24 protein-coding genes, 1 other RNA gene and 1 pseudogene are annotated in these 24091 nt (G+C 71.8%); 5 read left to right on the forward strand and 21 right to left on the reverse strand.

The window, feature by feature from the left end; all coding sequences use genetic code 11:
- The 3 genes from AC6H2I_RS29755 to AC6H2I_RS29765 form a co-directional block, all read left to right on the forward strand.
- The coding region (locus AC6H2I_RS29755; RefSeq protein WP_497504414.1) for an electron transfer flavoprotein subunit alpha/FixB family protein at positions 1-733 on the forward strand (733 nt) is incomplete at its 5' end.
- A gap of 51 nt (positions 734-784) precedes the next feature.
- Positions 785-1663, forward strand: coding sequence for a 3-hydroxybutyryl-CoA dehydrogenase (locus AC6H2I_RS29760; protein ID WP_497504415.1), 879 nt, complete (start codon positions 785-787; stop codon positions 1661-1663).
- A gap of 143 nt (positions 1664-1806) precedes the next feature.
- On the forward strand, positions 1807-2889 hold the full coding sequence (locus AC6H2I_RS29765; protein WP_497504416.1) for a DUF4142 domain-containing protein: 1083 nt from the start codon (positions 1807-1809) through the stop codon (positions 2887-2889).
- Positions 2890-2999: 110 nt separating this feature from the next.
- On the opposite strand, the gene ftsH is transcribed toward AC6H2I_RS29765, so the two are convergent.
- The 21 genes and pseudogenes from ftsH to AC6H2I_RS29870 all read right to left on the reverse strand — a co-directional run bounded on the left by ftsH (position 3000) and on the right by AC6H2I_RS29870 (position 21564).
- Entirely contained in the window at positions 3000-4946 is a 1947-nt protein-coding gene (gene ftsH / locus AC6H2I_RS29770) for an ATP-dependent zinc metalloprotease FtsH (protein ID WP_497504417.1), read from the reverse strand.
- A gap of 85 nt (positions 4947-5031) precedes the next feature.
- On the reverse strand, positions 5032-6405 hold the full coding sequence (gene tilS / locus AC6H2I_RS29775; protein WP_497504418.1) for a tRNA lysidine(34) synthetase TilS: 1374 nt from the start codon (positions 6403-6405) through the stop codon (positions 5032-5034).
- A gap of 7 nt (positions 6406-6412) precedes the next feature.
- Entirely contained in the window at positions 6413-7282 is an 870-nt protein-coding gene (ybgF, locus tag AC6H2I_RS29780) for a tol-pal system protein YbgF (RefSeq protein ID WP_497504419.1), read from the reverse strand.
- Between the two features lie 236 nt (positions 7283-7518).
- On the reverse strand, positions 7519-9324 hold the full coding sequence (locus AC6H2I_RS29785) for a bifunctional protein-serine/threonine kinase/phosphatase (RefSeq protein ID WP_497504420.1): 1806 nt from the start codon (positions 9322-9324) through the stop codon (positions 7519-7521).
- Between the two features lie 74 nt (positions 9325-9398).
- Positions 9399-10244 carry a formate/nitrite transporter family protein gene (locus AC6H2I_RS29790; RefSeq protein WP_497504421.1) on the reverse strand — a complete coding sequence of 282 codons (846 nt, stop codon included), beginning with the start codon at positions 10242-10244 and terminating at the stop codon, positions 9399-9401.
- Between the two features lie 668 nt (positions 10245-10912).
- Positions 10913-11389: a peptidoglycan-associated lipoprotein Pal gene (pal, locus tag AC6H2I_RS29795; protein ID WP_497504422.1), complete on the reverse strand. Its 477-nt coding sequence runs from the start codon at positions 11387-11389 to the stop codon at positions 10913-10915.
- A 159-nt stretch (positions 11390-11548) separates the two neighbouring features.
- Entirely contained in the window at positions 11549-12901 is a 1353-nt protein-coding gene (tolB, locus tag AC6H2I_RS29800) for a Tol-Pal system beta propeller repeat protein TolB (RefSeq protein WP_497504436.1), read from the reverse strand.
- A 5-nt stretch (positions 12902-12906) separates the two neighbouring features.
- Positions 12907-13983 (reverse strand): cell envelope integrity protein TolA, encoded by a 1077-nt coding sequence (gene tolA / locus AC6H2I_RS29805; protein WP_497504423.1) that lies wholly within the window; start codon positions 13981-13983, stop codon positions 12907-12909.
- Between the two features lie 16 nt (positions 13984-13999).
- The gene (locus AC6H2I_RS29810) at positions 14000-14506 is read right to left on the reverse strand and encodes an ExbD/TolR family protein (protein ID WP_497504424.1); all 507 of its coding nucleotides are present in this window, start codon (positions 14504-14506) and stop codon (positions 14000-14002) included.
- 1 nt (position 14507) lies between these two features.
- Positions 14508-15218 (reverse strand): protein TolQ, encoded by a 711-nt coding sequence (tolQ, locus tag AC6H2I_RS29815; RefSeq protein WP_497504425.1) that lies wholly within the window; start codon positions 15216-15218, stop codon positions 14508-14510.
- Positions 15219-15235: 17 nt separating this feature from the next.
- Positions 15236-15685, reverse strand: coding sequence for a tol-pal system-associated acyl-CoA thioesterase (gene ybgC / locus AC6H2I_RS29820; protein WP_497504426.1), 450 nt, complete (start codon positions 15683-15685; stop codon positions 15236-15238).
- Entirely contained in the window at positions 15678-16781 is a 1104-nt protein-coding gene (ruvB, locus tag AC6H2I_RS29825) for a Holliday junction branch migration DNA helicase RuvB (RefSeq protein ID WP_497504427.1), read from the reverse strand. Before ruvB ends, ybgC begins: the two co-directional genes overlap by 8 nt.
- Positions 16778-17392 carry a Holliday junction branch migration protein RuvA gene (gene ruvA, locus AC6H2I_RS29830; RefSeq protein ID WP_497504428.1) on the reverse strand — a complete coding sequence of 205 codons (615 nt, stop codon included), beginning with the start codon at positions 17390-17392 and terminating at the stop codon, positions 16778-16780. Before ruvA ends, ruvB begins: the two co-directional genes overlap by 4 nt.
- Complete coding sequence (locus AC6H2I_RS29835) at positions 17389-17931, reverse strand: endonuclease domain-containing protein (protein ID WP_497504437.1); 543 nt, start codon at positions 17929-17931, stop codon at positions 17389-17391. Before AC6H2I_RS29835 ends, ruvA begins: the two co-directional genes overlap by 4 nt.
- Positions 17932-17943: 12 nt before the next feature.
- Positions 17944-18405 (reverse strand): annotated as a pseudogene (gene ruvC, locus AC6H2I_RS29840) (crossover junction endodeoxyribonuclease RuvC); the annotation flags it as partial.
- Between the two features lie 48 nt (positions 18406-18453).
- Positions 18454-19206 (reverse strand): YebC/PmpR family DNA-binding transcriptional regulator, encoded by a 753-nt coding sequence (locus AC6H2I_RS29845; RefSeq protein ID WP_497504429.1) that lies wholly within the window; start codon positions 19204-19206, stop codon positions 18454-18456.
- A gap of 159 nt (positions 19207-19365) precedes the next feature.
- On the reverse strand, positions 19366-20187 hold the full coding sequence (locus AC6H2I_RS29850) for a TIGR00282 family metallophosphoesterase (protein ID WP_497504430.1): 822 nt from the start codon (positions 20185-20187) through the stop codon (positions 19366-19368).
- Between the two features lie 19 nt (positions 20188-20206).
- The gene (locus AC6H2I_RS29855; RefSeq protein ID WP_497504431.1) at positions 20207-20809 is read right to left on the reverse strand and encodes a 5-formyltetrahydrofolate cyclo-ligase; all 603 of its coding nucleotides are present in this window, start codon (positions 20807-20809) and stop codon (positions 20207-20209) included.
- A gap of 20 nt (positions 20810-20829) precedes the next feature.
- Positions 20830-20993, reverse strand: a non-coding RNA gene (gene ssrS / locus AC6H2I_RS29860) — 6S RNA.
- Between the two features lie 14 nt (positions 20994-21007).
- On the reverse strand, positions 21008-21331 hold the full coding sequence (locus AC6H2I_RS29865) for a cell division protein ZapA (RefSeq protein ID WP_497504432.1): 324 nt from the start codon (positions 21329-21331) through the stop codon (positions 21008-21010).
- Positions 21328-21564, reverse strand: coding sequence for a hypothetical protein (locus AC6H2I_RS29870; RefSeq protein ID WP_497504433.1), 237 nt, complete (start codon positions 21562-21564; stop codon positions 21328-21330). The genes AC6H2I_RS29865 and AC6H2I_RS29870 overlap by 4 nt, the downstream gene beginning before the upstream one ends.
- A 294-nt stretch (positions 21565-21858) precedes the next feature.
- Between AC6H2I_RS29870 and tkt the strand changes: the two genes are divergently transcribed.
- Both tkt and AC6H2I_RS29880 read left to right on the forward strand, forming a co-directional pair.
- Entirely contained in the window at positions 21859-23844 is a 1986-nt protein-coding gene (tkt, locus tag AC6H2I_RS29875; protein ID WP_497504434.1) for a transketolase, read from the forward strand.
- Between the two features lie 65 nt (positions 23845-23909).
- Positions 23910-24091, forward strand: a 182-nt coding sequence (locus AC6H2I_RS29880) for a glyceraldehyde 3-phosphate dehydrogenase NAD-binding domain-containing protein (protein WP_497504435.1), incomplete at its 3' end; no start/stop codon positions are given.

Below are 24091 nucleotides of genomic sequence, written 5' to 3' on the forward strand. Positions count from 1 at the left end.
CCTGCCCGAGGCGCTGGCGCCGCTGGTGGTGGAGATCGCCCGGGGCGGGGCCGGCCACGTGCTGGCGGCGGCCACCAGCTTCGGCAAGAACCTGGCGCCGCGCGTCGCCGCGCTGCTCGACGTGGCGGCCATCTCCGACATCCTGTCGGTGGTCGGGGAAGACACCTTCACCCGGCCGATCTACGCCGGCAACGCCATCGCCACGGTGCGCTCGGCCGACCCGGTGAAGGTCATCACCGTGCGCGCCACCGCCTTCGAGGCGGCGGCGGCGCAGGGCGGTGCTGCGGCGGTGGAGGCGGTGTCCGGCCCGGCCGACGCCGGCGGCGCCACCTTCGTCGGCCAGGAGCTGACCAAGTCCGAGCGGCCGGAGCTGACCCAGGCCCGCATCGTCGTCTCGGGCGGCCGCGGCATGCAGTCCGGCGACAACTTCAAGCTGCTTGAGGCGCTGGCCGACCGGCTCGGCGCCGCGGTCGGGGCGTCCCGCGCGGCGGTGGACGCCGGGTTCGTCCCCAACGACTACCAAGTCGGGCAAACCGGCAAGATCGTGGCGCCGGATCTGTACCTGGCCGTCGGCATCTCCGGTGCCATCCAGCACCTCGCCGGCATGAAGGACAGCAAGGTGATCGTCGCGATCAACAAGGACGAGGACGCGCCCATCTTCCAGGTCGCCGACTACGGTCTCGTCGCCGACCTGTTCAAGGCGGTGCCTGACCTGACCGACGCGCTGGGCTGAGGGGCGGCGAGCGACCACACACCACTCCAACGACCCGCGGGAAGAAGCTCCATGCTCACGATCAACAAGATTGGCGTCATCGGTGCCGGCCAGATGGGCAGCGGCATCGCCCATGTCTGCTCTCAGGCCGGCTACAGCGTCGTCCTCACCGACATCAAGGAGGACGTCGTCCAGAAGTCGGTCGCCGCCATTGCCAAGAACATGGACCGCCAGGTCCAGAAGGGCAAGATGAGCGAGGCCGACAAGGCCGCCGCGCTCGACCGGATCAAGACCGGCACCGACATGGCGCTCTACGGCGACTGCGATCTCGTGGTCGAGGCGGCGACCGAGAACGAGACGCTGAAGCGCGACATCTTCAAGAAGCTGGTGCCTCACCTGAAGCCGGAGGCGCTGGTCGCCACCAACACCTCCTCCATCTCGATCACCCGGCTGGCGGCCTCCACCGACCGCCCGTCGAAGTTCATGGGCATGCACTTCATGAACCCGGTGCCGTTGATGCAGCTCGTCGAGCTGATCCGCGGCATCGCGACGGACGAGGAGACCTTCTCCGCGGTGCGCGAACTGACCGTGAAGATCGGCAAGACCGCGGCGGTCGCCGAGGACTTCCCGGCCTTCATCGTCAACCGCATCCTGCTGCCGATGATCAATGAGGCGGTGTACACCCTCTACGAGGGCGTGGGCGGCGTGGAGGCGATCGACACCGCGCTGAAGCTTGGCGCCAACCACCCGATGGGGCCGCTGGAACTGGCCGACTTCATCGGCCTGGACACCTGCCTGGCCGTCATGCAGGTCTTGTACGAGGGCCTGGCCGACTCCAAGTACCGGCCCTGTCCGCTCCTGGTGAAGTACGTCGAGGCGGGCTGGGTCGGCCGCAAGGCCGGTCGCGGCTTCTACGACTACGCCAAGAACCCTCCGGTGCCGACCCGCTGACCGGCGCCGCCGCGGTCTGAGCCACGCACCCGCCCCGGGCCGACCGGGGCGGGTTTCGTCGTTTCCGGCCCCGGCGCCCAGGGAACCGGCGGATCGGCGGCCTGTTCGCCCGGGCATGGCAACGGACCACGACGGAGTCCCCCATGCGCCGCATTCTCGCCCTGGCCTGTGCCGCCACCCTGCTCGTCGCTCCCGCCGCCGCCCTCCCCTTCCAGGACCGCAATTTTCTGAAGGAAGCGGCCATCATCGACATGGCCGAGATCGCCGCCGGCGCGATGGCGGCCGGGAGGACCGGCGACGCCCGTGTGCGCGGCTTCGCGCGGACCATCGCCGCCGACCACGCCGTGGCGCTGGACCGGCTGACCGCGCTGGCCCGGGAGCACGGTGTCTCGCTGCCCGACGCGATCGACGCCGCCACCCGGGCGCGGATCGACGACATGGAGGGGCTGACCGGCGCCGCCTTCGACCGCCGCTTCATGGGCGACCAGGAGGACCGCCACGAGGCGGCGATCAAGCTGTACGAGGCCAAGGCGACCGGAGCGCACAGCGCCGCGGTGCGGGCGTACGCCGAGGCGGCGCTGGCGACCCTGCGCGACCACCGCGACGCCGCCCGGGCGATCACCGCCGCCCTCGCCGGCCGCACGCCGGGGTTCGTGCAGGGCGGCGCGCCGCCCACCCCGCAGCCCCGGCGGGCGGCAGCCACCGTGGGCGGCGGGGACGAAGCCATGCCGGCGCACGACGCGGCGCGGGACTTCCTGCGCGAGGCCCTGCACGGGGCCCTGGCCGAGACGCGCCTCGCCGCGCTGGCCCGGGAGAGGGCCGAACGCGCGGCCGTGAAGGACTACGCCGCGCGGATGCTCGACGACCACGGCCGGGCCGGCCGCCGGCTCGCCGACCTCGCCACCGCCAGGGACCTGGCACGCCCCGGGCGGCTCAGCGGACCGGACGCGCACGCGATGGACACCCTCCGCGCCCTGTCCGGCCCCGCCTTCGACCGCGCCTACATGGAACGCGAACGGCTCGCCCACGAGATGGCGGTCCTCAACCACGAGCAGGTCCTGGAACGCGCCGGCGACGCCGACGTCGCGGCGTACGCGCGGGCCATGCTGCCGGTGCTCCGGCTGCACGAACAGCTCGCGCTGGCGACGCTGGCCGCCCTGCCCGAGCCGCAGACGGCCGAGGACGGTGGCGCCGGCGACGACGGCGGGCGCGCTCGGCGGCGCTGACGCGACTGATCCTCCGACCTTGGCCGCCGCCCCCGGGGGGGGAATCACGAAAACGGCCGGCGCCCCCGGGGGGGCGCCGGCCGCGAGGCCGTCGGAAGGGGTGGCGGGGATCAGGTGCCCTGGGGCTCCGGATCCAGCCCGCCGGCCTCCTTGCCGCCGGTGGTCGGCGGCACCGAGGCACGGCGCCCCCCACCGGCCGGGGACTTCGGCGTCTGGATGGTCTCCTTGCGGCCGCCATCCTCGTCGCGGATCAGCGGCTCGCCCCGCAGCAGGGTCGAGATGTCGTCGCCGCTCAGCGTCTCGTACTCCAGCAGGCCCTTGGCCAGGGTGTGCAGCTGGTCGATGTTCTCCGTCAGGATGCGGCGCGCCTCGGTGTAGGCCTCGTCGACGATCCGGCGGATCTCCTCGTCCACCACCTGCGCGGTGTGGTCGGACATGTTCTTGTGCTGGGTGACGGAGTGGCCGAGGAAGACCTCCTGCGTCGGCTCGCCGTAGAGCAGCGGCCCCAGCTTGTCGCTCATGCCCCACTCGGTGACCATGCGCCGCGACATCTCGGTGGCCATCTTGATGTCGCCGGACGCGCCGGTGGTGACCCGTTCGCGGCCGAAGATCAGCTCCTCGGCGATGCGGCCGCCCATGGCGACGCGCAGGTCGGCGTACAGCTTCGCCTGGCTCAGCGAGATGCGGTCGCCCTCGGGCAGGCGCATCACCATGCCGAGCGCGCGGCCGCGCGGAATGATGGTGGCCTTGTGGACGGGGTCGCTGTCGGGCTGGTGGATGGCGACGACGGCGTGGCCGGCCTCGTGGTAGGCGGTGAGCTTCTTCTCGTCCTCGGTCATGACCATGGAGCGGCGCTCCGCCCCCATCATCACCTTGTCCTTGGCGCCCTCGAACTCCGCCATGCCGACCACCCGCTTGCCCATGCGCGCGGCGAGCAGCGCGGCCTCGTTCACGAGGTTGGCGAGGTCGGCGCCGGAGAACCCGGGGGTGCCGCGGGCGATGATCCGGGCATCGACGTCGGGCGACAGCGGCACCTTGCGCATGTGGACCTTGAGGATCTTCTCGCGGCCCAGCACGTCGGGGTTGGGCACCACCACCTGCCGGTCGAACCGGCCGGGGCGCAGCAGCGCCGGGTCCAGCACGTCGGGGCGGTTGGTGGCGGCGATCAGGATGACGCCCTCGTTCGCCTCGAACCCGTCCATCTCGACCAGGAGCTGGTTCAGGGTCTGCTCGCGCTCGTCGTTGCCGCCGCCCAGGCCGGCGCCGCGGTGACGGCCCACCGCGTCGATCTCGTCGATGAAGATGATGCAGGGCGCATTCTTCTTGCCCTGCTCGAACATGTCGCGCACCCGCGACGCGCCGACGCCGACGAACATCTCCACGAAGTCGGAACCGGAGATCGTGAAGAACGGCACGTTGGCCTCGCCCGCCACGGCGCGCGCCGTCAGCGTCTTGCCGGTGCCGGGGGGGCCGACGAGCAGCACGCCCTTGGGGATCTTGCCGCCGAGGCGCTGGAACTTCTGCGGGTCCTTCAGGAACTCGACGATCTCCTGGAGCTCCTGCTTGGCCTCGTCGATGCCGGCGACGTCGTCGAAGGTGACGCGGCCGACCTTCTCGGTCAGCAGCCGGGCGCGGCTCTTGCCGAAGCCCATGGCCTTGCCGCCGCCCGACTGCATCTGGCGCATGAAGAAGATCCACACGCCGATCAGCAGCAGCATCGGGAACCAGGAGAGCAGGACGCTGAACAGCGACGGCACGTTGCTGTCGTCGGGAACGGCGCTGATGCGCACGTTCTTCTCCGTCAGCCGTTCGACCAGGTTGGCGTCCGGCGGGATGTAGGTGCTGAAGGACCGGCCGTCGGTGAAGTGCCCGCTGACCTGCTCACCCTTGATGGTGACGTCCGCCACCTGGCCACGGTCGACCTCGGCGAGCAGCTCGCTGAACGGCACGGTGGTCTGGGGGCTGCGGGTGGAGGAACTCTGGAACAGGTTGAACAACGCCACCAGGAGGAGGCCGATGATGATCCAGAGCGCGAGATTTTTGCCGAAGTTGTTCACGTTGCACGCCTTTCTGCGAACCCTGCACCGATCGGATTCCCCGGAGCCGAAGGCCCACCCCAATCCACGGGCACGTCCCTCGTGATTAGATAATGCCAGAGCCGCCTTTAACAACCGGAAAAGCCGGGCCGGCCAGGGTCGTCCGCGGTGTGAACAACACCCCGGCCGCACCGTCCATTCCGCACCCCGCGATGCCGTGCCCGGGCACCCCCGCGAGATCCCCGCCGCGCCACAGCCCGGGCAGGCTTTCGCGCACCGCCACGGGCAGGCCGCCGGCCGCCAGATCCGGCCACGCCGCCACCCCCCGCCGCCAGCCCTCCGCCCCGAGGCGGGCCACCGTCACCGGGGCGGCGGCGGCGGCCAGGGTCACGCGGAAGCGGCCATCCCACACCACCTCCCCGCCGGGCGCCAGCACCCGCCGCTCGCTGGCCGCCCGCGGCTCCCGGGCGATGATCACGCCGGCGCCCCAGCGCCGCGGCGCCGGCAGGACGACACAGCCGGCCAGGGTGCGGACCGCCGCCGGACCGCCGGTCAAGGCGGCCAGCAAACGCTCGACGCCAGCCCCCCGCGGCGGGTGCCCGGCACCGCCGGCGCAGCCCAGGGCGCGGGCCAGGGCGCGCAGCGCGATCTCCTCCGGCGCCGCGGCCAGGGCGGCGGGGTCGAGGCGGACCCAGCCCTCCGGCAGCACCGACGCGGCGGTGGCCAGCAGGCGGGCCGTCGCGTCCTCCAGCGCCGCCCGGGCGCGGCCGGCGCGCCGCGCCGTCTCGCACAGCCGCTCCGCGCTCAACCCCTCGGCCGCCAGGGCGCCGGTCACCGCGCGCACGCGGCCGCGGGCATAGGCGGCGGAGCGGTTGGAGGGGTCCTCGATCCAGGGTTGGCCATGGGCCCGGCAGGTCGCCGCGAGCGTCGCGTGGGCAACGTCGAGCAGCGGCCGCAGGCGGCGCACCGGGCCATCCCACCGCACCGCCGGCATCCCCGCGAGCCCGTCGACCCCGCTGCCCCGGGAGAGCCGCAGCAGCACCGTCTCCGCCTGGTCGTCGCGGTGATGGGCGAACAGGAGGTGCAGGATGCCCTCGGCACGGCAGCGCTCGGCCAGCAGGGCGTGGCGTGCCTGCCGCGCCGCGTCCTGAACGCCGGTGGCCGGCTTCGCGCCGCCCCAGCGCAGCACGGCCGCGCGCAGACCGCGCGCCTCCATCCAGCCGGCGACCCGGGCCGCCTCGCCGGCGGAGCCGGGGCGCAGCCCATGGTCGACCGTCAGCGCCAGCGCCTCGCCGCCACGCGCCGCCGCCCAGGCCCGCGTCAGGATCGCCAGGGCGACGCTGTCCGCCCCGCCCGACACCGCCACCGCCACCCGGGGCCCGGGCTCGAACCCGCCGAGGCGGTCGAGGCGCTCGGCGAAGGCCGCGGCGGACAGCGGCGACACCGCGCCGGCGGCGGCCTCGGGCGGCGGGGCGTTCACGCCGCCGTCAGCCCGGGCAGTTCAGCTTCGCGCTCTCCTGGTTGGCGCGGCGCTTCACGCTGGCCGCGGCCTCCGGAAACTTGGCGAGGAGCTGGCCGTAGGCCGTGCAGGCCTCCGGCTTCTTGTTGAGCCGGGCCAGCGACATGCCGAGCTTGAGCAGGCTGTCCGGCGCCTTGTTGGACTTCGGGTATTTCTGGAAGGCCTCGGCGAAGGCGACGGCCGCCTCGGCGTGCTTGTCGCGCACGTAATAGGTCTCGCCCAGCCAGTACTGGGCGTTGGCGGCGTAGGGATGGGACGTGTTCTTGGCGAGGAACTGGCTGAACGCCGCCTCGGCGCCGGCGTAGTCGGAGTCGCGCAGGAGGGCGAAGGCCTGCTCGTACTGGCGCATCGGGTCGGCGTTGGTCGGCAGCGACTGGCTCTGCGCCACCTGAGGCCGGGCGGCGGGCGGCGGGGGTGAGGCGGCGGGGCCGGCGGACGACCCGCGGGGCGACGCCCCCCCGGCCGATGCCCCGCCACGCCCGCCCTCGAGCTGCTGCAGGCGGAAATCGACGTCGCCGTTCATCCGCTCCAGCCGGTCCTTGAGCTGGGAGATCTCGTAGGTGGCCTCCTCGTACTTGCCCGTCAGCTCCGACAGGGCGCGCTCGAGCCGTTGCAGGCGGATCTCGAAATCGGCGGCCAGCGACGGCGGGATCGCGGCCCCGCCCTGGGCGACCTGAAGCTGGGCGACCTGAAGCGGGCCTCCCGGCGCCGCGGGGCCGGCCTCGGCATGGCCGAGGCGATCGGCGAACCGGCCGGCGTCCTGCGCCGCCGCCGGCGCGGCCGCGAGCAGCCCCCCCAGCAGGAGCGCGGCGAGCGAAGATGTCGATGCGGATGTCATGACGTGCGATTCCCCCACGCGCCGCCCGGCGGCGCCGACCGGTGCGGCCCCTCGACCCTGGGGGCCCGCTGGGGCGAAAATATGGCGCTGCGGCAGGGAAGAAAAGCGCCATTTTGATCCGCCGGGGGCGCTGCCCGGCGGCGGCGCGGCCCGCTCCCGGCGCGGGTGGGGGGTCACCGCGCCGCGGCCGCCGCATCCGACGTCCGGCTGCCGCGCCCTGGCCCGTCCCCCCGCCCCTACCCGCCGGTTCCCGGCGTCCCCTCGTACGCCGGCGGCACGGGGCCCGGACCGGGAGCCGGCACCGCCGCCAGGCGCGCCAGCAGCAGCAGCACGAGCAGCGCCAGGACACCCGCAAGCGCCTGCCAGAAGCGCACGGGATCGCGTTCGGCCAGGGGCACGAAGGCCACGCTGCGGGCCACGGCACCGGGCCGGCGGAGATCGGCGGTGAACTCCGACAGCGTGCCGTAGCGGCGGCCGGGGTCGACGTGGACCGCCTTGCGCAGCGCCCGGTCCATCCAGTCGGGAATGCCCCGGGCATGGGTCGCCGCCGTGTCGTAGGTCACCGCCGCCTGGGCACGGGCCGACCGGGCGCGGGCCAGGCGATCGCCGTACGGGAGCCGGCCCGTCAACATCTCGTAGGCGATGACGCCGAGCGCGAAGAGGTCGGAGCGGTCGGTCCCGCGGTGCCCGAGAAAGCACTCGGGCGCGGTGTACTGGTGGGTGCCGAGGATGTCGCCGGTGTCGAGCGCGGGCGCCGCCTCCAGCACCCCGGCGACGCGGACGGCGCCGAAGTCGATGATCTTCACGGTGCCGTCCCGGTCGATCATGACGTTCTCCGGCCGCAGGTCCTGGTGCAGCATCTCCTTGCGGTGGAACGCGCGGAGGCCACGGGCGATCTGCTCGACGATGGAGCGCACGGCCTCCAGGTCGGGCTGCGGGTTGTCCACCATCCACTGGCGCAACGTCCGGCCCTCCAGATACTCCGTGACGACGAAGAGGGTGGCGCGGTCGCGGTGCGACGGGGCCGCCTTCAGGACGTGGGGCGACGTCAGGCGGCGGGCGATCCACTCCTCCATGGCGAAGCGCCGGAGGTAGGAGGGATCGCCGCGCAGGTCCACGGACGGCACCTTCAACGCCACCGCCTCGCCCGTTTGCGTGTCCGTCGCGAGATAGACGTGGCTGCGGCTGCTGGCGTGGAGCTGGCGGCGCACGTGATAGCCCTCGAACGCCGACGGGACCCTCGGCAGCGGGGCCGGCGGCAGCGCGTCGGCGCGGTCGAGCACCGCGGCGGCGTCCGGCGCGGGAAGCCCGTCGACCCGCAGCACCTGGGCGGTGAGGTTGTCGTCGCTGCCGTTGGCCAGGGCCGCCGCGACCACCGCCTCCGCCACCGCCTGCGGATCGCCCGGGCCGGCGGCCAGCGCCGCCAGGTCGCCGGGCCGGAGATGGTCGGACACGCCGTCGGTCACCAGGAGGAACACGTCGCCGACCCGCAGGTCCAGGACGTGGTAATCGATCTCGACCGTCGCGGCGAGCCCCATGGCCCGGCCGAGATGGCTTTCCGTCGCCGACAGGACCACCCGGTGGTCGGTGGTCAGCTGCTCGGCGCTGCCGCCCGACACCCGATAGGCGCGGCTGTCGCCGACATGGAAGAGATGGACCCGGCGCCCCTTCACCACCATCCCGGTGAAGGTGCAGACATGGCCGCGGTCGCGGTCGTCGCACAGGTTGCCACGGCGGTTCTGGGCGTGCAGCCAGGAATTTGCCGCGGTGATGACCCGCCGCCCGGCGGTCTTGGCCGACCAGGACTCGGCGGTGCAGTAGTAATCGGTGAGGAAGCTCTTGACCGCGGTCTCCGCGGCGATGTGGCTGACGGCGCTCGACGAGATGCCGTCGGCCACCGCCAGCGCCACGCCCTGGGTCGCCAGGGTCCGGCCTTCGGGAACCAGCGCGCCGTGGAAATCCTGGTTGGCCGGCTTCCGGCCGGCGGACGAGCACTGGCCGACGGCGACGCGCAGCCGCTCTTGGACGGGGGCGGTCACCATCGGTCCTCCGGTGCGGGACGGCGGCGCCGCGCTTCCCCACCCGGAGGCGGGGAAAGCGCGGCGCCTCGTGCGGCTCACTCCGCCGGGGCGGAGTAGGGGGCCGGCTCGTAGCCGGCGTTGCGCTTGGGCGAGGTCTTGTAGTGGGTGGCGTAGATCATCGCGCCGACGAAGGTCAGGCCGCCGACCAGGTTGCCGAGCACCGTCGGGATCTCGTTCCACAGGAAATAGTCGCCCCAGGTGAACGCGCCACCGAGCATGATGCCCGAGGGGAACAGGAACATGTTAACGATGGAATGCTCGAACCCCATGTAGAAGAAGACCAGGATGGGCATCCACATGGCGATGACCTTGCCCGAGACGGAGGTCGACATCATCGCCGCGACCACGCCGGTGGAGACCATCCAGTTGCACATGACGGCGCGGACGAACAGGGTCAGCATGCCGGCGGCACCGTGGGCGGCGTAGCCGACCGTGCGGCTCTCGCCGATGCTGCCGATCTTCTGGCCGATCGCGTTCGGCGCCTCGGAGAAGCCGAAGGTGAAGATGATCGCCATGAACACCGCCACGGTCATCGCCCCGGCGAAGTTGCCGATGAACACCAGGCCCCAGTTCCGCAGGATGCCGCCCATCGTGACGCCAGGGCGGCGGTCGAGCAGCGCCAGCGGACACAGCGTGAAGACGCCGGTCAGCAGATCGAAACCCAACAGATAGATCATGCAGAATCCGACCGGGAAGAGCAGCGCACCGATCAGGAACTCTCCGGTCTGCACGGCGACCGTGATGGCGAAGGCCGCGGCCAGGGCGAGAATGGCGCCGGCCATGTAGGCGCGGATCACCGTATCCTTGGTGGACATGAAGACCTTGGATTCGCCGGCGTCGATCATCTTCGTGGCGAATTCCTGGGGGGCGACGTAGGACATGGGCATACCTTTCGCAGTCGACGGTGCGGGCTCAGCAAAGCCCGACGGTTGCAGGTCGGAAGGAAGGAAGGTGCCCGCGGGCGGGCGGCGCACGGCTCAAGCGGAGCGGCGCGCGGACCGTGGTGGCCGTTCCATGATCCGGTTCACCCGGATTCACGACGCTTTGCACAGGATCGAGGGTCGCATACGGCATCGCAGTGCTTCACTCCAACGTCTGGACGCCGCCGGCGGGCCGGACGCGTCGGGTCGTGTGGTGGAAGCGTGGGCAAGCGGACAGCCACGCTCCATGGCCCGGCCCTTCGCGACGAAGGACAGCGGGGGTGGAGACGCAGCGCCATTGCTGCATGCCGAAGAGGCAGCCAAGGGATGGGCCGCGCCGTTGCGGCCTTTCAGGGGCTCGAACACCAAGTCCATGCCTGGATTCGGCCCTCCCTTGAACAACACGATAGGGCGACTGTATTGGCGATGCAAGCGCAAAAGGCAAAGGCTGAAGAGGCCGCGGCAATACTTGCGATATCGCCTGATTTCTTGGCAGGTTGCCTACAATTTGCGCCCAACAAATATGCAGACGCCCCCGGCCGCGGACGATCCGCCGGCACAAAAGGAAACGCCGCCCCGACGGCCTCGGGGCGGCGTTCCTTTTCGATCCGTGCGGACCGCGTCCGTCGTCAGTCGACGACGGTCACGCCGCGGCGGTTCTGCGCCCAGGCGGCTTCGCCGGAGCCGAGCACCGCGGGACGCTCCTTGCCGTAGGAGATCGTCTTGACGCGGACCGGGGCGATGCCCTTGGCCACCATGTAGTTCTTCACCGAGTTGGCGCGACGCTCGCCCAGCGCCAGGTTGTACTCGCGGGTGCCGCGCTCGTCGGCGTGGCCCTCGATCGTCACCGTGACGCTGGGATAGGTGTTCAGCCACTGGGTCTGGCGGTCGAGGGTGGCGCGCGCCTCCGGCGACAGGTCGTAGCGGTCGAAGCCGAAGAAGACGCGGTCGCCGACGTTGACGACCAGGTCCTCCTGCGAGCCCGGGCGCACCTGGCTGGTCTGGGCGCCGCCGGTGCCGGTGGCGGCGCCGCTGTCCTGGGGAGCCGTCTCGCACGCGGCGACCAGGAGGACGGCGGCGAGAAGACTCAGATACTTCATACGCATGTCTTTGACCCCTTACTGCGAAACATGAATGTTCCGCGGTTCAACGTTCGCATGAGTTGCTTACTTTCCGGCACCGTTCCGTCAGGCCCCGACGGCGCGGTGTTGTCTAACGGGTTCGTAACCGCAACGTCACGCGGCGCGCAAAATAGTGCTACTCAATTAGGGAATCAAGGGCGACCACGCGGGATCCGAAGCATCGATCGGCGTCGATACCCGTCGTTCATTAATGCCTGTGACATCGATGGAATAAAGCTTGGCGACACGGCCGCGCCCATCGCCCGACGGCGTCTCCTTGAAGTACATCAGCACGCGGCCGTTGGGCGCCCAGGTCGGCCCTTCCACGTGGAAGGCCTCGGTCAGGATGCGTTCGCCGGTGCCGTCGGGCCGGATGACCCCGACCGCGAAGCTGCCGCCGCGCTGGCGGGTGAAGGCGATGAGATCGCCGCGCGGCGACCAGACCGGCGTTCCGTACCGGCCCTCGCCGAACGACAGCCGCTTCACCCCGGACCCGTCGGCGTTCATGGTGTAGAGCTGCTGGCTGCCGCCGCGGTCCGACTCGAAGACGATGCGGGTGCCGTCCGGCGAGTAGCTGGGGCCGGTGTCGATGCCCGGGCTGTCGGTCAGCTGGGCCTGGCGCCGGGTGCGCAGATCCAGCGCGTAGATGTCGGTGTTGCCGTTCTGCGCCATGCTCATGATGACGCGGTTGCCGTCGGGCGAGAAACGCGGCGCGAAGGTCATGCCGGGGAAGTCGCCCAGCACCTCCTGCTTGCCGGTGTCGATGTTGAACAGGTACACGCGCGGTCGCTTGTTGAAATACGACATGTACGTGATTTCCTGGGCCGTCGGCGAGAAGCGCGGCGTCAGCACCAGGTTCTGTCCGTCGGTGAGGAACTGATGGTTCTCGCTGTCCTGGTCCATGATGGCCAGGCGCTTCTGCCGCACGTTGGCGGGACCCGACTCGGCGATGTAGACGACGCGGGTGTCGAAATAGCCGTCCTCGCCGGTGAGGCGCTTGTAGATGGCATCGGCGATGATGTGGGCGATGCGCCGCCAGCTGTCCGGCGTCGCGGTGTAGGACAGGCCCGACATGTATTGGCCGGCGGCCACGTCCCACAGGCGGAAATCCACCTGCATGCGGCCGTCGGCGCTGGTCGCCACGCTGCCGGCCACCAGCGCCTGGGCGCCGATCGCCCGCCAGTCGGCGTGGCGCGGCTCGCCGCCTTGCAGCTGCTGGGGCGTCTGCAGGAACGCCTGCGGGTTGAGCGGCCGGAACAGCCCCGAGCGCTCGAGGTCGGCGGCGATCACCCCGGCGACGTCGCGGCCGAGCTGGGTCTCCCGCCCGGCCGTGCCGAAGAAGTCGGTGACGGCGATGGGCAGAGGCTCGATCACGCCCTTGGTGATGTCGATGCGCAGTTCGGCGCGCGCCGCCGGCGGGGCTGCCACGCCCAGCGCGAGAACGACGGCCGCGGCCACGCCGGCCAGCCGCAGCAGAACCCTGGTCTTGGTCGTCATCATGGTCAGAACATGTCCCTCGGGTCGAAGGTAAACACGATGGTGCGCCACTGCTCGTAGGTGTTGGCGGTGAACTCGCCGGGCAGCAGGTCGAGCGGGCTGGAGCGCATGATGGCGCGCACCGCCGCGTCGGCGGAGGCCCGGAAGGCGGGATCGGTGCGGTAGCGCCCCATGTACTTCTCGTCCACCTGGGCGCGGATGACCGAGCGGTCCCGGGCCACGTCGATGCGGATCTCCACCACCATGTCGCCGGAGTCGCGCCGGCCCGGATCGAAGTTCCAGTTCCGGCCGACCTGCGAGCGGATGGCGTCGATCGCCGGGCCGGACGGCCGGAACGGCTGCTCCGGGCCCTTGCTCGCCACCGTCGCCCCCGAAGGTGGCGAGGATGGGGCGCTGGGCTTGGGCAGGTCCTTCTTCAGGTCGTCGACGCTGGCCAGCAGGCTGGCCAGCGGGTCGGCCGGCTTCTTGGGCTCGGGCTTCTTGGGCTCGGGCTTCTTGGGCTCCGGTTTGGGCGGGTCCGGCTTCTTCGGCTCCGGGGTCTTGGGCTCCGGGGTCTTGGGCTCGGGTTTCTTGGGCTCGGGTTTCGGCGGGTCCGGCTTCTTCGGCTCCGGCTTGGTCGGCTCGGGGGTCTTGGGCTCCGGCTTCGGCGGGTCCGGCTTCTTCGGCTCGGGCTTCGGGGTCGGCACCGGCGACGGCTCGGGATCCGGGGCGGGCGGCGGCGGCGGCGGCGGCGGCTCCTCGGCCGCGCGCACCGGCGGTTCGGGGGTGCGCGGCGGCGGCGGCAGCTCGGCCAGCTTCGGCGGCTCCGGGGCCTTGGGCGGCGGCGGCGGGGCGGCGGCCTCGGCCGCCGGGTCGGGCGGTGGCGGGGCCGGCTTGCTGTCCGGGACGACCGGCCTGGGGGGCTGCGGGCGCGGCTCGCCCTTGTCGACCCGCGCGGCGCGGGTGATCTCGCCGAGGTCGACGATCTCGATGGGGATCGACGCCGGGATCTCGAGGGTGCGATCGCTGGGCGGCATGCCGAGCACGAACAGCGCGACCAGCGCCACGTGCAGCACCCCCGAGGCGATCAGGTGTTGGCGCATGGGCGTGTCCGTCGCCTCACCGCACCGGGTTGGCCGGCGCCGCCGCCGGCGCCGGCACGACCGCCGGCGCCAGCGGCCCGGCGACAGCGTTGGGCAACTCGGCGACCAGCCCGACCTTCTTGAAACCCGCCGCGCTCATGGTCCCCATGACCTCCAGCATCCGGCCGTAGGCGATCGCGCCGTCGCCGCGCACGAGGATGCGCGCCTCCGGGTTCGAGCCGGTGATGGCCACCAGGAGCGGCACCATCGCGGCCATCTCCACCTGCTGCTCCTGGACATAGAGCGTCCCGTCGCGCTGCACGGTGACAAACAGCGGGTCCTTCTGGGTTTCCAGGGGCGCCGCGTTGGTCTTGGGCAGATCCACCGGCACGCCAACCGTCAGCAACGGGGCCGCCACCATGAAGACGATCAGCAGCACCAGCATGACGTCGATGAACGGCGTCATGTTGATGTCGGACATGGCGCGGTAGGCGCGCCGCCGGCCGCGGCCGTGGCCGCCCCGCCCTGCGAGCTGTGCGGCCATCTCAGGCGGCCCCCCGTTCCTCGAGGTAGCGCGACAGGATCGACGAGAACTCCCCGGAGAAGGCCTCCAGCCGGTCGGCGTAGCGGGCCAGGTCGGTGGTGAACTTGTTGTAGGCGACCACCGCGGGGATGGCGGCCAGCAGCCCCATCGCGGTGGCGAACAGCGCCTCGGCGATGCCCGGCGCGACCACGGCGAGGCTGGTGTTGTTGGAGGCGGCGATGGAGGTGAAGGAGTTCATGATGCCCCACACCGTGCCGAACAGACCGACGAAGGGCGCCACCGAACCGACCGAGGCGAGGAAGGTCATGTAGCGCTCGGCGCGGGCCATCTCGCGGCCGATGGTGACCGACATCACCCGCTCCACCCGCTGCTGCAGCGACGCCTTCATGGCGCTGCCGAAGCCGCGGTCGGCGGCGTGGCGCCACTCGCGCATGCCCGCCGCGAAGGTGGCCGCCATCGGGTCCTCCGGGCGCTGGCCGATGCGGTCGTAGAGCTGGTCGAGCGAGCCGCCCGACCAGAAGCTGTCCTCGAAGGCATCGGCCTGGGCGTTGAGGCGGCGGATGCGCATCACCTTTTCGATGACGATCGCCCAGCTCCAGACCGAGGCCAGCAGCAGGATCACCATCACCGCCTTGACGATCAGGTCGGCCTGCATGAACAGGCCCCAGATGGTGATCTCGTGGATCGGGGCCACCGCGGCGGCGGCATTCATCGCGTGCTCCATCGCTGTCAGTCTCGTGTCCGGCGTTGGTGAAGGGTGGCAAGGGCCTCGCGCACCTCGGGCGGCAGGCGTGCCGCCCGGCCGGCGCGGTCGATCATCGCGATCGTCAGATCCGCCCGGGCGAGGAGTCGCCCGTCGCGGCGGATGGCTTGCGCAACTGCGAAGGAGGCGCCGCGGATATCGGTGATCCGGGTTTCCACTTCAAGCGTGTCCTCGAGGCGGGCGGGCGCGTCGAATTCGATCTTGGCCCGGCGTACCGCAAAAGCCACACCGGCGCGGTCCAGCAGCGCGGTGTGGCGCAGGCCGATCAGCGTCAGCATGGCGCTGCGCCCGCGCTCGAAGAAGCGCAGGTAGTTGGCGTGGTAGACGATGCCGCCGGCGTCGGTGTCCTCGTAGAACACCCGCAGCGGGTAGAGATGGGCGCCCGTCCCGTCGAACCGTCCGGACAGCTCAGGCATCGTCGTCCTCCGCATCGCCGGCCCCCGCGGCGGCATCCCCGGAACCGGCGCCGCCCAGGCGGTCGAGCAGGTCGAACTGGCGGGTCGGCGCCGCCGGCGGCGTGAGGCCGAGGTAGCGGAACCCCTGGTCGGTCAGCATGCGGCCGCGCGGCGTGCGCTGCAGGAACCCCTGCTGGATCAGGTACGGTTCCACCACCTCCTCCAGCACGTCGCGCTGCTCGCCCAGCGCCGCGCCCAGGGTCTCCACCCCCACCGGGCCACCGGCGTAGTTCTGGGCGATCACGCCGAGGTAGCGGCGGTCCATGCCGTCGAGGCCCAGGGGGTCGACCTCCAGCCGGGTCAGGGCGGCGTCGGCGTTGCGGGCGTCGACCCGCTCCACCCCGGCGACCGCCGCGAAGTCGCGCACCCGGCGCAGCAGCCGCCCCGCCACGCGCGGCGTGCCGCGCGAACGGTTGGCGATCTCCCGCGCGCCTTCGGGCGTGATGGCCATGCCGAACACCCCGGCGGCACGGCGCACGATCAGCTCCAGCTCGTCCGGCTCGTAGAACTGGAGGCGCACGGGGATGCCGAAGCGCTCGCGCAGGGGCCGGGTGATGAGGCCGGAGCGGGTGGTGGCGCCGACCAGGGTGAAGGGCGGCAGATCGATGCGGATGGAGCGCGCCGACGGACCCTCGCCGATGATGAGGTCGAGCTGGAAATCCTCCATCGCCGGGTAGAGCACCTCCTCCACCGCCGGGTTCAGACGGTGGATCTCGTCGATGAACAGAACGTCGTGGGGTTGCAGGTTGGTCAGCAGGGCGGCGAGGTCGCCGGCCCGGGAGATCATCGGGCCCGAGGTGGCGCGGAAGCCGACCCCCAGCTCGCGGGCCACGATCTGCGCCAGGGTCGTCTTGCCGAGGCCCGGCGGGCCGAACAGCAGGACGTGGTCCAGCGCCTCGCCCCGGCCCCGGGCGGCCTGGATGAAGATCGACAGGTTCTCCCGGGCGTGGCGCTGGCCGATGAACTCCGCCAGGGTCAGGGGCCGGATCGAGGAGTCCGGCGCGTCCCCCGATGCGGTGGCGGGCTGCACCAGCCGGTCGTCCCCCGCCCCGCTCACTGTCCCAGGTCCTTCAGCGCGAGGCGGATGAGGTCGCCGACGGCGGCGCCCTCACCGGCGGTCCGGCTCGCCGCGACCACCGCGGCGTAGGCCTCCGAGCGCCCGTAGCCGAGGTTGACCAGCGCCGACAGGGCGTCGCCCACCGCCCCCACCCCCTCGGCCGGGGCGGCGTCGCCCTTGGCCGGCGCCGTGGCCGGCGCCCCTGCGGCCAGCGTGCCGACCTTGTCCTTCAGCTCGTTGCAGATGCGGGCGGCCAGCTTCGGGCCGACTCCGTCGGCGCGGCTGAGCGCGGTCTTGTCCTGGGCGGCGATGGCGTGGGAGAGCTGATCGGCGTCGAGCACCGACAGGATCGACAGGGCGGAGCGCGACCCCACGCCCTGGATGGTCGTGAGGAGCCGGAACCAGTCCCGCTCCGCCGCCCCGGCGAAGCCATAGAGGACGATGCGGTCGTCGCGGATGAAGGTTTCGACCACCAGCACCGCCCGCTCGCCGCGCACCAGGCGCGACAGGGTGCGTCCGGAGCAGGTCAGCAGGTATCCGACCCCGTTCACGTCGAGCACGACGCTGTCGGCGGCGGCGGCGTCGACCACGCCGGTGAGCTTGGCGATCATCGGGGCTCTCCTTGACCGGCGGGCTGCCGCCGCAGCACGCGCGTGCCATCGAGGTGCGCCTTGATCGTGTCCAGCACGCCATCGAGATTGTCGTTCACGTCGGTGTTCCAAAAGCGCAGAACGCGAAATCCGGCCTGCTCGAACATGCGGGAACGCGGCGCGTCGCAGGGCACCTGTTCAGCATGCTGGCCGCCGTCAAGCTCGATGATGAGGCGGTGGTCGTGGGACACGAAATCGACGATGAAGCCGAGGATCGGCTCCTGCCGGCGAAATTTGGTGCCCATCTGCGCGTTGCGCAGCCGTTGCCACAGGTGCCTTTCGACATCCGCGGACCCGCGGCGACGCTGACTGGCGATACCGGTCGGTCGCGGCTGCGCCGTGTCCTTGACCAGGGGAGGCAAAGCCCCCTCTCCCCTCCCGGGAGAGGGGGCGGGTGACGAGGGCCCGCCACTCCCGGAGGCCGCGCCATGGGCAGCCCCCTCCCCCGGCGCGTCGGGCCACCCGCTCCCCGTTGGGGAGAGGGGGTCTTGGCGCCACACCGCCCAGGTGTTGCGGTGATGGGCGTGGCAGATGGCGACCGCCAGGGCGTCGGCGGCGTCGGGGCTGGCGATGGCGCAGCCCGGCAACAGCGCGCGCACCATCGTCTGGACCTGCGCCTTGTCGGCCCGGCCGGCGCCCACCACCGCCTTCTTCACCATGTTGTTGGAATACTCGGCCACCGCCAGCCCGGCCTGGGCCGGCACCAGCAACGCCACCGCCCGGGCCTGGCCGAGCTTGAGGGTGGAGACGGCGTTGGTGTTGACGAAGGTCTCCTCCACCGCCGCCTCGTCGGGGCGGTAGCGCGCGACGACCGCGCTCAGGGCGTCGTGGAGCTGGCACAGGCGCTGGGCCAGCGGACAGCGGTCGTCGGAATGGACGGCGCCGTCGGCGACGTGGCTCAGCCGGTTGCCGGCCACGTCGATGATGCCCCATCCGGTGTGCCGCAGCCCCGGATCGATCCCCAGGAGCCGCAGAGCGCGCGTCTCAAGCATGGCCGCGTCCCCCGTCGGCGGCACCCCGGATCAGGCGGTCAGCCGTTCCAGGAGATCGGCCGGGATGTCGAAATTGCCCTCGACGGTCTGGACGTCGTCGTTGTCGTCCAGCACGTCCAGGAGCTTCATCAGGCTGGCGGCCGCGTCCTCGGAGGGGGCCACGGTGTTGAGCGGCTTCCAGGTCAGGCGGGCGTTCTCGGCCGGGCCGAACCGCTCCTCGAGGGCGTCGCGCACGGCGGCGAAGCCTTCCATGGTGGTGGTGACCTCGTGGCCCTCGGCGTCGGACTCCACGTTGTCGGCGCCGGCCTCCAGCGCCGCCTCGAACATGGCGTCGGCGTCGGCGGTGGCGGCCGGGTAGTAGATCGCGCCGACCCGGCTGAACATGAAGCTGACCGAGTTGGTCTCGCCCAGCGACCCGCCGTACTTGGTGAAGGCGGAGCGCACCTCGGCGGCGGTGCGGTTGCGGTTGTCGGTCAGGGCGTCGACGATCAGGGCAACGCCGCCGGGGCCGTAGCCCTCGTACCGCACCTCCTCGTAGTTGGTGTCGTCGCCACCGCCCGGCGTGCCCTGCTTGATGGCGCGGTCGATGCGGTCGCGCGGCATGTTCTGGGCGCGGGCCGCGATGATGGCGGCGCGCAGGCGCGGGTTGGCGGCCGGGTCGGGCAGCCCGCCCTTCGCCGCGACGGTGATCTCGCGCGCCAGCTTGTTGAAGATCTTCGACCGCTTGGCGTCCTGGGCGCCCTTGCGGTGCATGATGTTCTTGAACTGTGAATGACCGGCCATGCGTCGGACGAGCCTCGATCAAGCAAATGGAAAGACATGCGGGACGCGGACGGCCCTCGGCACCGGATGGGCTCGCGCCGCACCAATTCGGGGCGACACGACACCCTCCGGCTTAGAAAGTCAATATGGCGAGAATGCGGCCACCCCGCCGGAGCGCGCTCAGAGGCGTTCCGGCATGTGCTGGCTCAACCGCCCGCCCAGGCGCAGCGGCTCGACCCGGGTGGCCAGCCCGCTGCGGTCGTCGGTCTCCACGTAGACGCCGCACACCGTCGCCTCCCCCTCGGCCGGGCTGAGGCGCTCGGTGGGCAGCTTGCGGATCAGCTTGGCCATGGCGACCTGCTTCTTCATGCCGATGGCGCTGTCGTAGTCGCCGCACATGCCGGCGTCGGTCATGTAGGCGGTGCCGCCCGGCAGGATGGTGTGGTCGGCGGTGGGCACGTGGCTGTGGGTGCCGACCACCAGCGACACCCGGCCGTCGAGGTGGTGGCCCATGATCATCTTCTCGCTGGTGGCCTCGCCGTGGAAGTCGAGCACGATGGCGTCGACCCCGCCCGGTCCCATGCGGTGGGTGCGCACCACCCGCTCCACCGCGGCGAACGGGTCGTCCATCGGGTCCATGAACAGCCGGGCCATGGCGTTCATCACCAGGACCGAGCGGCGGCCGCGGGTCTGCAGCAGCACATGGCCGCGTCCCGGCGTGCCCTCGGGGTAGTTCAGCGGGCGCAGGATGCGGGGCTGCTGGTCGATCTGCGACACCAGCTCCTTCTGGTCCCAGGCGTGGTTGCCGGTGGTGACCACGTCGACACCGACGGCGAAGAGCTCCTCGGCGATCTTCACGGTGATGCCGAATCCGCCAGCGGCGTTCTCGCCGTTCACCACCAGGAGATCGGGGTCCAGCGCATCCTGGATGCGCGGCACCGCCGCAAGCACCGCGTCGCGTCCGCTGCGCCCCACCACGTCGCCGAGAAACACCAGCCTCATCGCCCCTGCCCCGCCATCTTCAGGTCTCCTGTCCACGTTCCACGTCGATCCGCAGCGCCTCGCGCTCGGTGACGATCCAATCCAAGGGTTGGTCGTGGGGGCCGTGCGGCACCCGCGCGACCTCCTGCGCCGCAAATCCCACGCCGACGGCCAGCACGGGGCGCCCCGCCGCCACCAGGGCGGCGATGGTGCGGTCGTAGTAGCCGGCACCGTAGCCCAGCCGGTGGCCGCCCCGGTCGAACGCCAGCAGCGGCACCAGCAGCGCCGCGGGAACCACCTCCGGCTGCGACGGGGCCGGCTCGCGGATGCCGTAGCGCCCGTCGCGCAGCGGCGTGTCCGGGCCCCAGGCGCGGAAGGTCAGCGGCGTGCCCCGCGGCCCCGACACCGGAAGCGCCGCGGTGTGACCGGCCGCCACGAGATGGAGCAGCAGCGGCCGCACGTCGAGCTCGGAGCCCAGCGGCCAGTAGCCGGCCACCGGACCCGGCGGGAACGCCACCGCCGCCGCCACGCGGTCGCGCACAGCGTGCGCCAGGCGGCCGCGCGTGTCGGGGTCGCCCAGCGTGTCGCGCAGCGCCCGGGCACGCAGCCGCGCCGCGTCTTTCTGGTCTTGGGCGTCGGTCATCGCGTGCGGGGAAAAAGGTGGAAGGTGCCGCCTCGGCCGTTGGTCATGTTGCCTATCCTCCACGGCCTGCCAGTGCAGGTGGGCGCCGTAATACCGAGACCACGGCCTCGGCAGGGACAGCTCCCAGGAGTCAAGGGTTATCGGCCCTGGGGATAATGCGACCTGACGAACCAGGCAGCGAGCCTTCCGCCGACATATCTAGGCGCGTTCGATGCGCGCGGCAACCTCTTCGATGCGACGGGTCACCGCATCCACCGCCTCGACCAGCTCCGCCTCCTCCGACGAACGCAGCAGCGACGACTGGTTGGGCTCGCGCCCGGCCAGCAGATCCTGCTGCTCGTCGGCCAGCACCAGGCAGGTCATCACCAGCATCGCCGCCTCGGCGCCGGACCGGCCGCCGCCGGTCAGCTCCTTGAGGCGGCGGTCGACGTAGGCCGCCAGCTCGCGCAGGCGATCCTCCTGCCCCGGCTCGCAGGCCAGCAGGTAGGCGCGGCCGTTCACCTCGATCTCGACACGGGTCATGCGGGGGTCTCGCTCTCCAGCACCGCCTCCAGCCGGCCGATCGCCGACTCCAGGCGGCGCGACACCGCCTCCGCGTTGGCCTGGGCCCGGTCCTTGTCCTCGCGCGCGGCGCGCAGGGCCTCGGTCAGCTCGGCCTCCCGCCGCACCCCGCGGCCTTCGCGCGCCTCGACCGCGTTCTCCAGCCGCTCGGCGGCCGTGCCGAGACGGAGCAGGGCGTCCTTCAGGGCGTCCATGGCCGGGTCCAGACCTTTCGCAGTTGCCGTGGGGACGGGCCCCTACAGTTGGGTTGGCCCGGACGCCGCGTCAACCGGAAACAGGCCGCGCCACAAGTTGCGGGGCTGCGCGACCCGCCCGTCCGACCGGGCGGTACCCACCCGTTCGCGCATGGCATTTCCCGCCCATTCGCGTGTTGACCGCAGTGCCGGGGGATTGCATGGTGCGGCCATCCGGCGGGGCCCCGGCGTGGCCTGGCACGGATACCTGTACGCCATCGCCACCACGTTCGCGCCGATCGGGAATCACGAACAATGACCGCACCCGCAGCCGTTTCCCTGGAAACCATGGCCAACGCCATCCGTGCCCTCGCCATGGACGCCGTCGAAGCCGCCAAGTCCGGCCACCCCGGCATGCCCATGGGCATGGCCGACGTCGCCACGGTGCTGTTCTCCAAGTTCCTGAAGTTCGACCCGACCCACCCGACCTGGCCCGACCGCGACCGCTTCGTGCTGTCGGCCGGCCATGGCTCGATGCTGCTCTACGCGCTGTCCCATCTCACGGGCTACGCGCGCATGACCCTCGACCAGCTCAAGGCGTTCCGCCAGCTCGGCAGCCTGACCCCCGGCCACCCCGAGGTCGACCCGGAGCTCGGCATCGAGATGACCACCGGGCCGCTCGGCCAGGGCGTCTCGACCGCCGTCGGCATGGCGCTGGCCGAGCGCATCGCCAACGCCCGCTTCGGCAGCGGCCTGGTCGACCACTTCACCTACGTCATCGCCTCGGACGGCGACCTGATGGAGGGCGTCAGCCACGAGGCGTGCTCGCTGGCCGGCCACCTCAAGCTCGGCCGGCTGGTCGTGCTGTGGGACGACAACCACATCTCCATCGACGGCTCGACCGACCTCAGCTTCACCGACGACACCCAGGCGCGCTTCCGCGCCTATGGCTGGGACGTCCAGGCGGTCGACGGCCATGACGTCGCCGCGGTCGAGCGGGCCATCGCCGCCGCCCAGCAGACCGACACGCCGTCCTTCATCGCCTGCCGCACCATCATCGGCAAGGGCGCGCCCAACAAGCAGAACACCCACGGCTGCCATGGCTCGCCGCTGGGCCTCGACGAGGTCAAGGCGACCCGTGCGAACCTGGGCTGGCCGCACGAGCCCTTCGTCATCCCGGCCGAGGTGCTGGACACCTGGCGTGCCGTCGGCCGCCGCGCCACCGGCGCGTACGCCGCCTGGGCCGACCGCCGCGGCGCCCTCGACGGCGCCGCCGGCGCCGCCTTCGACGCCGCCATGGCCGGCGCCCTGCCGGCCGGGCTGGCCGCGGCGATCGACGGGTTCAAGCGCAAGGTCGCGCAGGACAAGCCGAGCTGGGCGACCCGGGTCGCCTCGGGCAACGTGCTGGAGGTGCTGGTCGCCACGGTGCCGGAACTGGTCGGCGGTTCCGCCGACCTGACGCCGTCCAACAACACCAAGGTCAAGAACACCGCCGACGTGCAGCCCGGCAGCTACGGCGGGCGCTACGTCCGCTACGGCGTGCGCGAGCACGGCATGGCCACGGTGATGAACGGCATGGCCCTGCACCGCGGCGTCATCCCCTACGCCGGCACGTTCATGCAGTTCGCCGACTACTGCCGGCCGGCCATCCGCCTGGCCGCGCTGATGAAGCAGCGCTCGATCTTCGTGATGACCCACGACAGCATCGGCCTGGGCGAGGACGGCCCGACCCACCAGCCGGTGGAGCATCTCGCCGCCCTGCGCGCCATCCCCAACCTTCTCGTGTTCCGGCCGGCCGACGCGGTGGAGACGGCGGAGTGCTGGCAGCTGGCGCTCGACAGCGCGACGGCGCCGTCGGTGCTGGCGCTGACCCGCCAGAACCTGCCGACGCTGCGCACCGAGCACGTGGCGGAGAACAGGTGCGCCCAGGGGGCCTATGTGCTGGCCGAGGCCGAGGGCGCGCGCGCCGTCACCCTGCTGGCGACCGGCTCGGAGGTGGCGATCGCCATGGAGGCGCGCGCCGCGCTGCAGACCGAGGGGATCGGCACCGCGGTGGTGTCGATGCCCTGCTGGGAGCTGTTCGAGCGGCAGTCCGACGCCTACCGCGCCGCGGTGCTGGGGTCCGGTGCCACGGTGGCGGTCGAGGCCGCCATCCGCCAGGGCTGGGACCGCTGGATCGGCCCCACGGGCGGGTTCGTCGGCATGGCCGGGTTCGGCGAATCGGGCCCCTACCAGGAACTCTACCGCCACTTCGGCATCACCGCCGAGGCGGTGGTGCAGGCCGCCAAGGCGCGGCTCTGATACGAACGCAATGAGAACCGGGCCCGGAAAACGGTCCGCGCCCGGGAATTGACGGAGGACTAGTCATGGCTGTTCGGGTTGCCATCAACGGGTTCGGCCGCATCGGCCGCTTGGTTCTGCGCGCCATCTACGAGTCCGGCCGCACGGACGTCGAGGTGGTCGCGGTCAACGACCTCGCCGACCTCGCCACCAACGTCCACCTCCTGAAGTACGACAGCGTGCACGGCCGCTTCCCCGGCACCGTGGA

The organism is Azospirillum sp. NS33, from assembly GCF_059703765.1.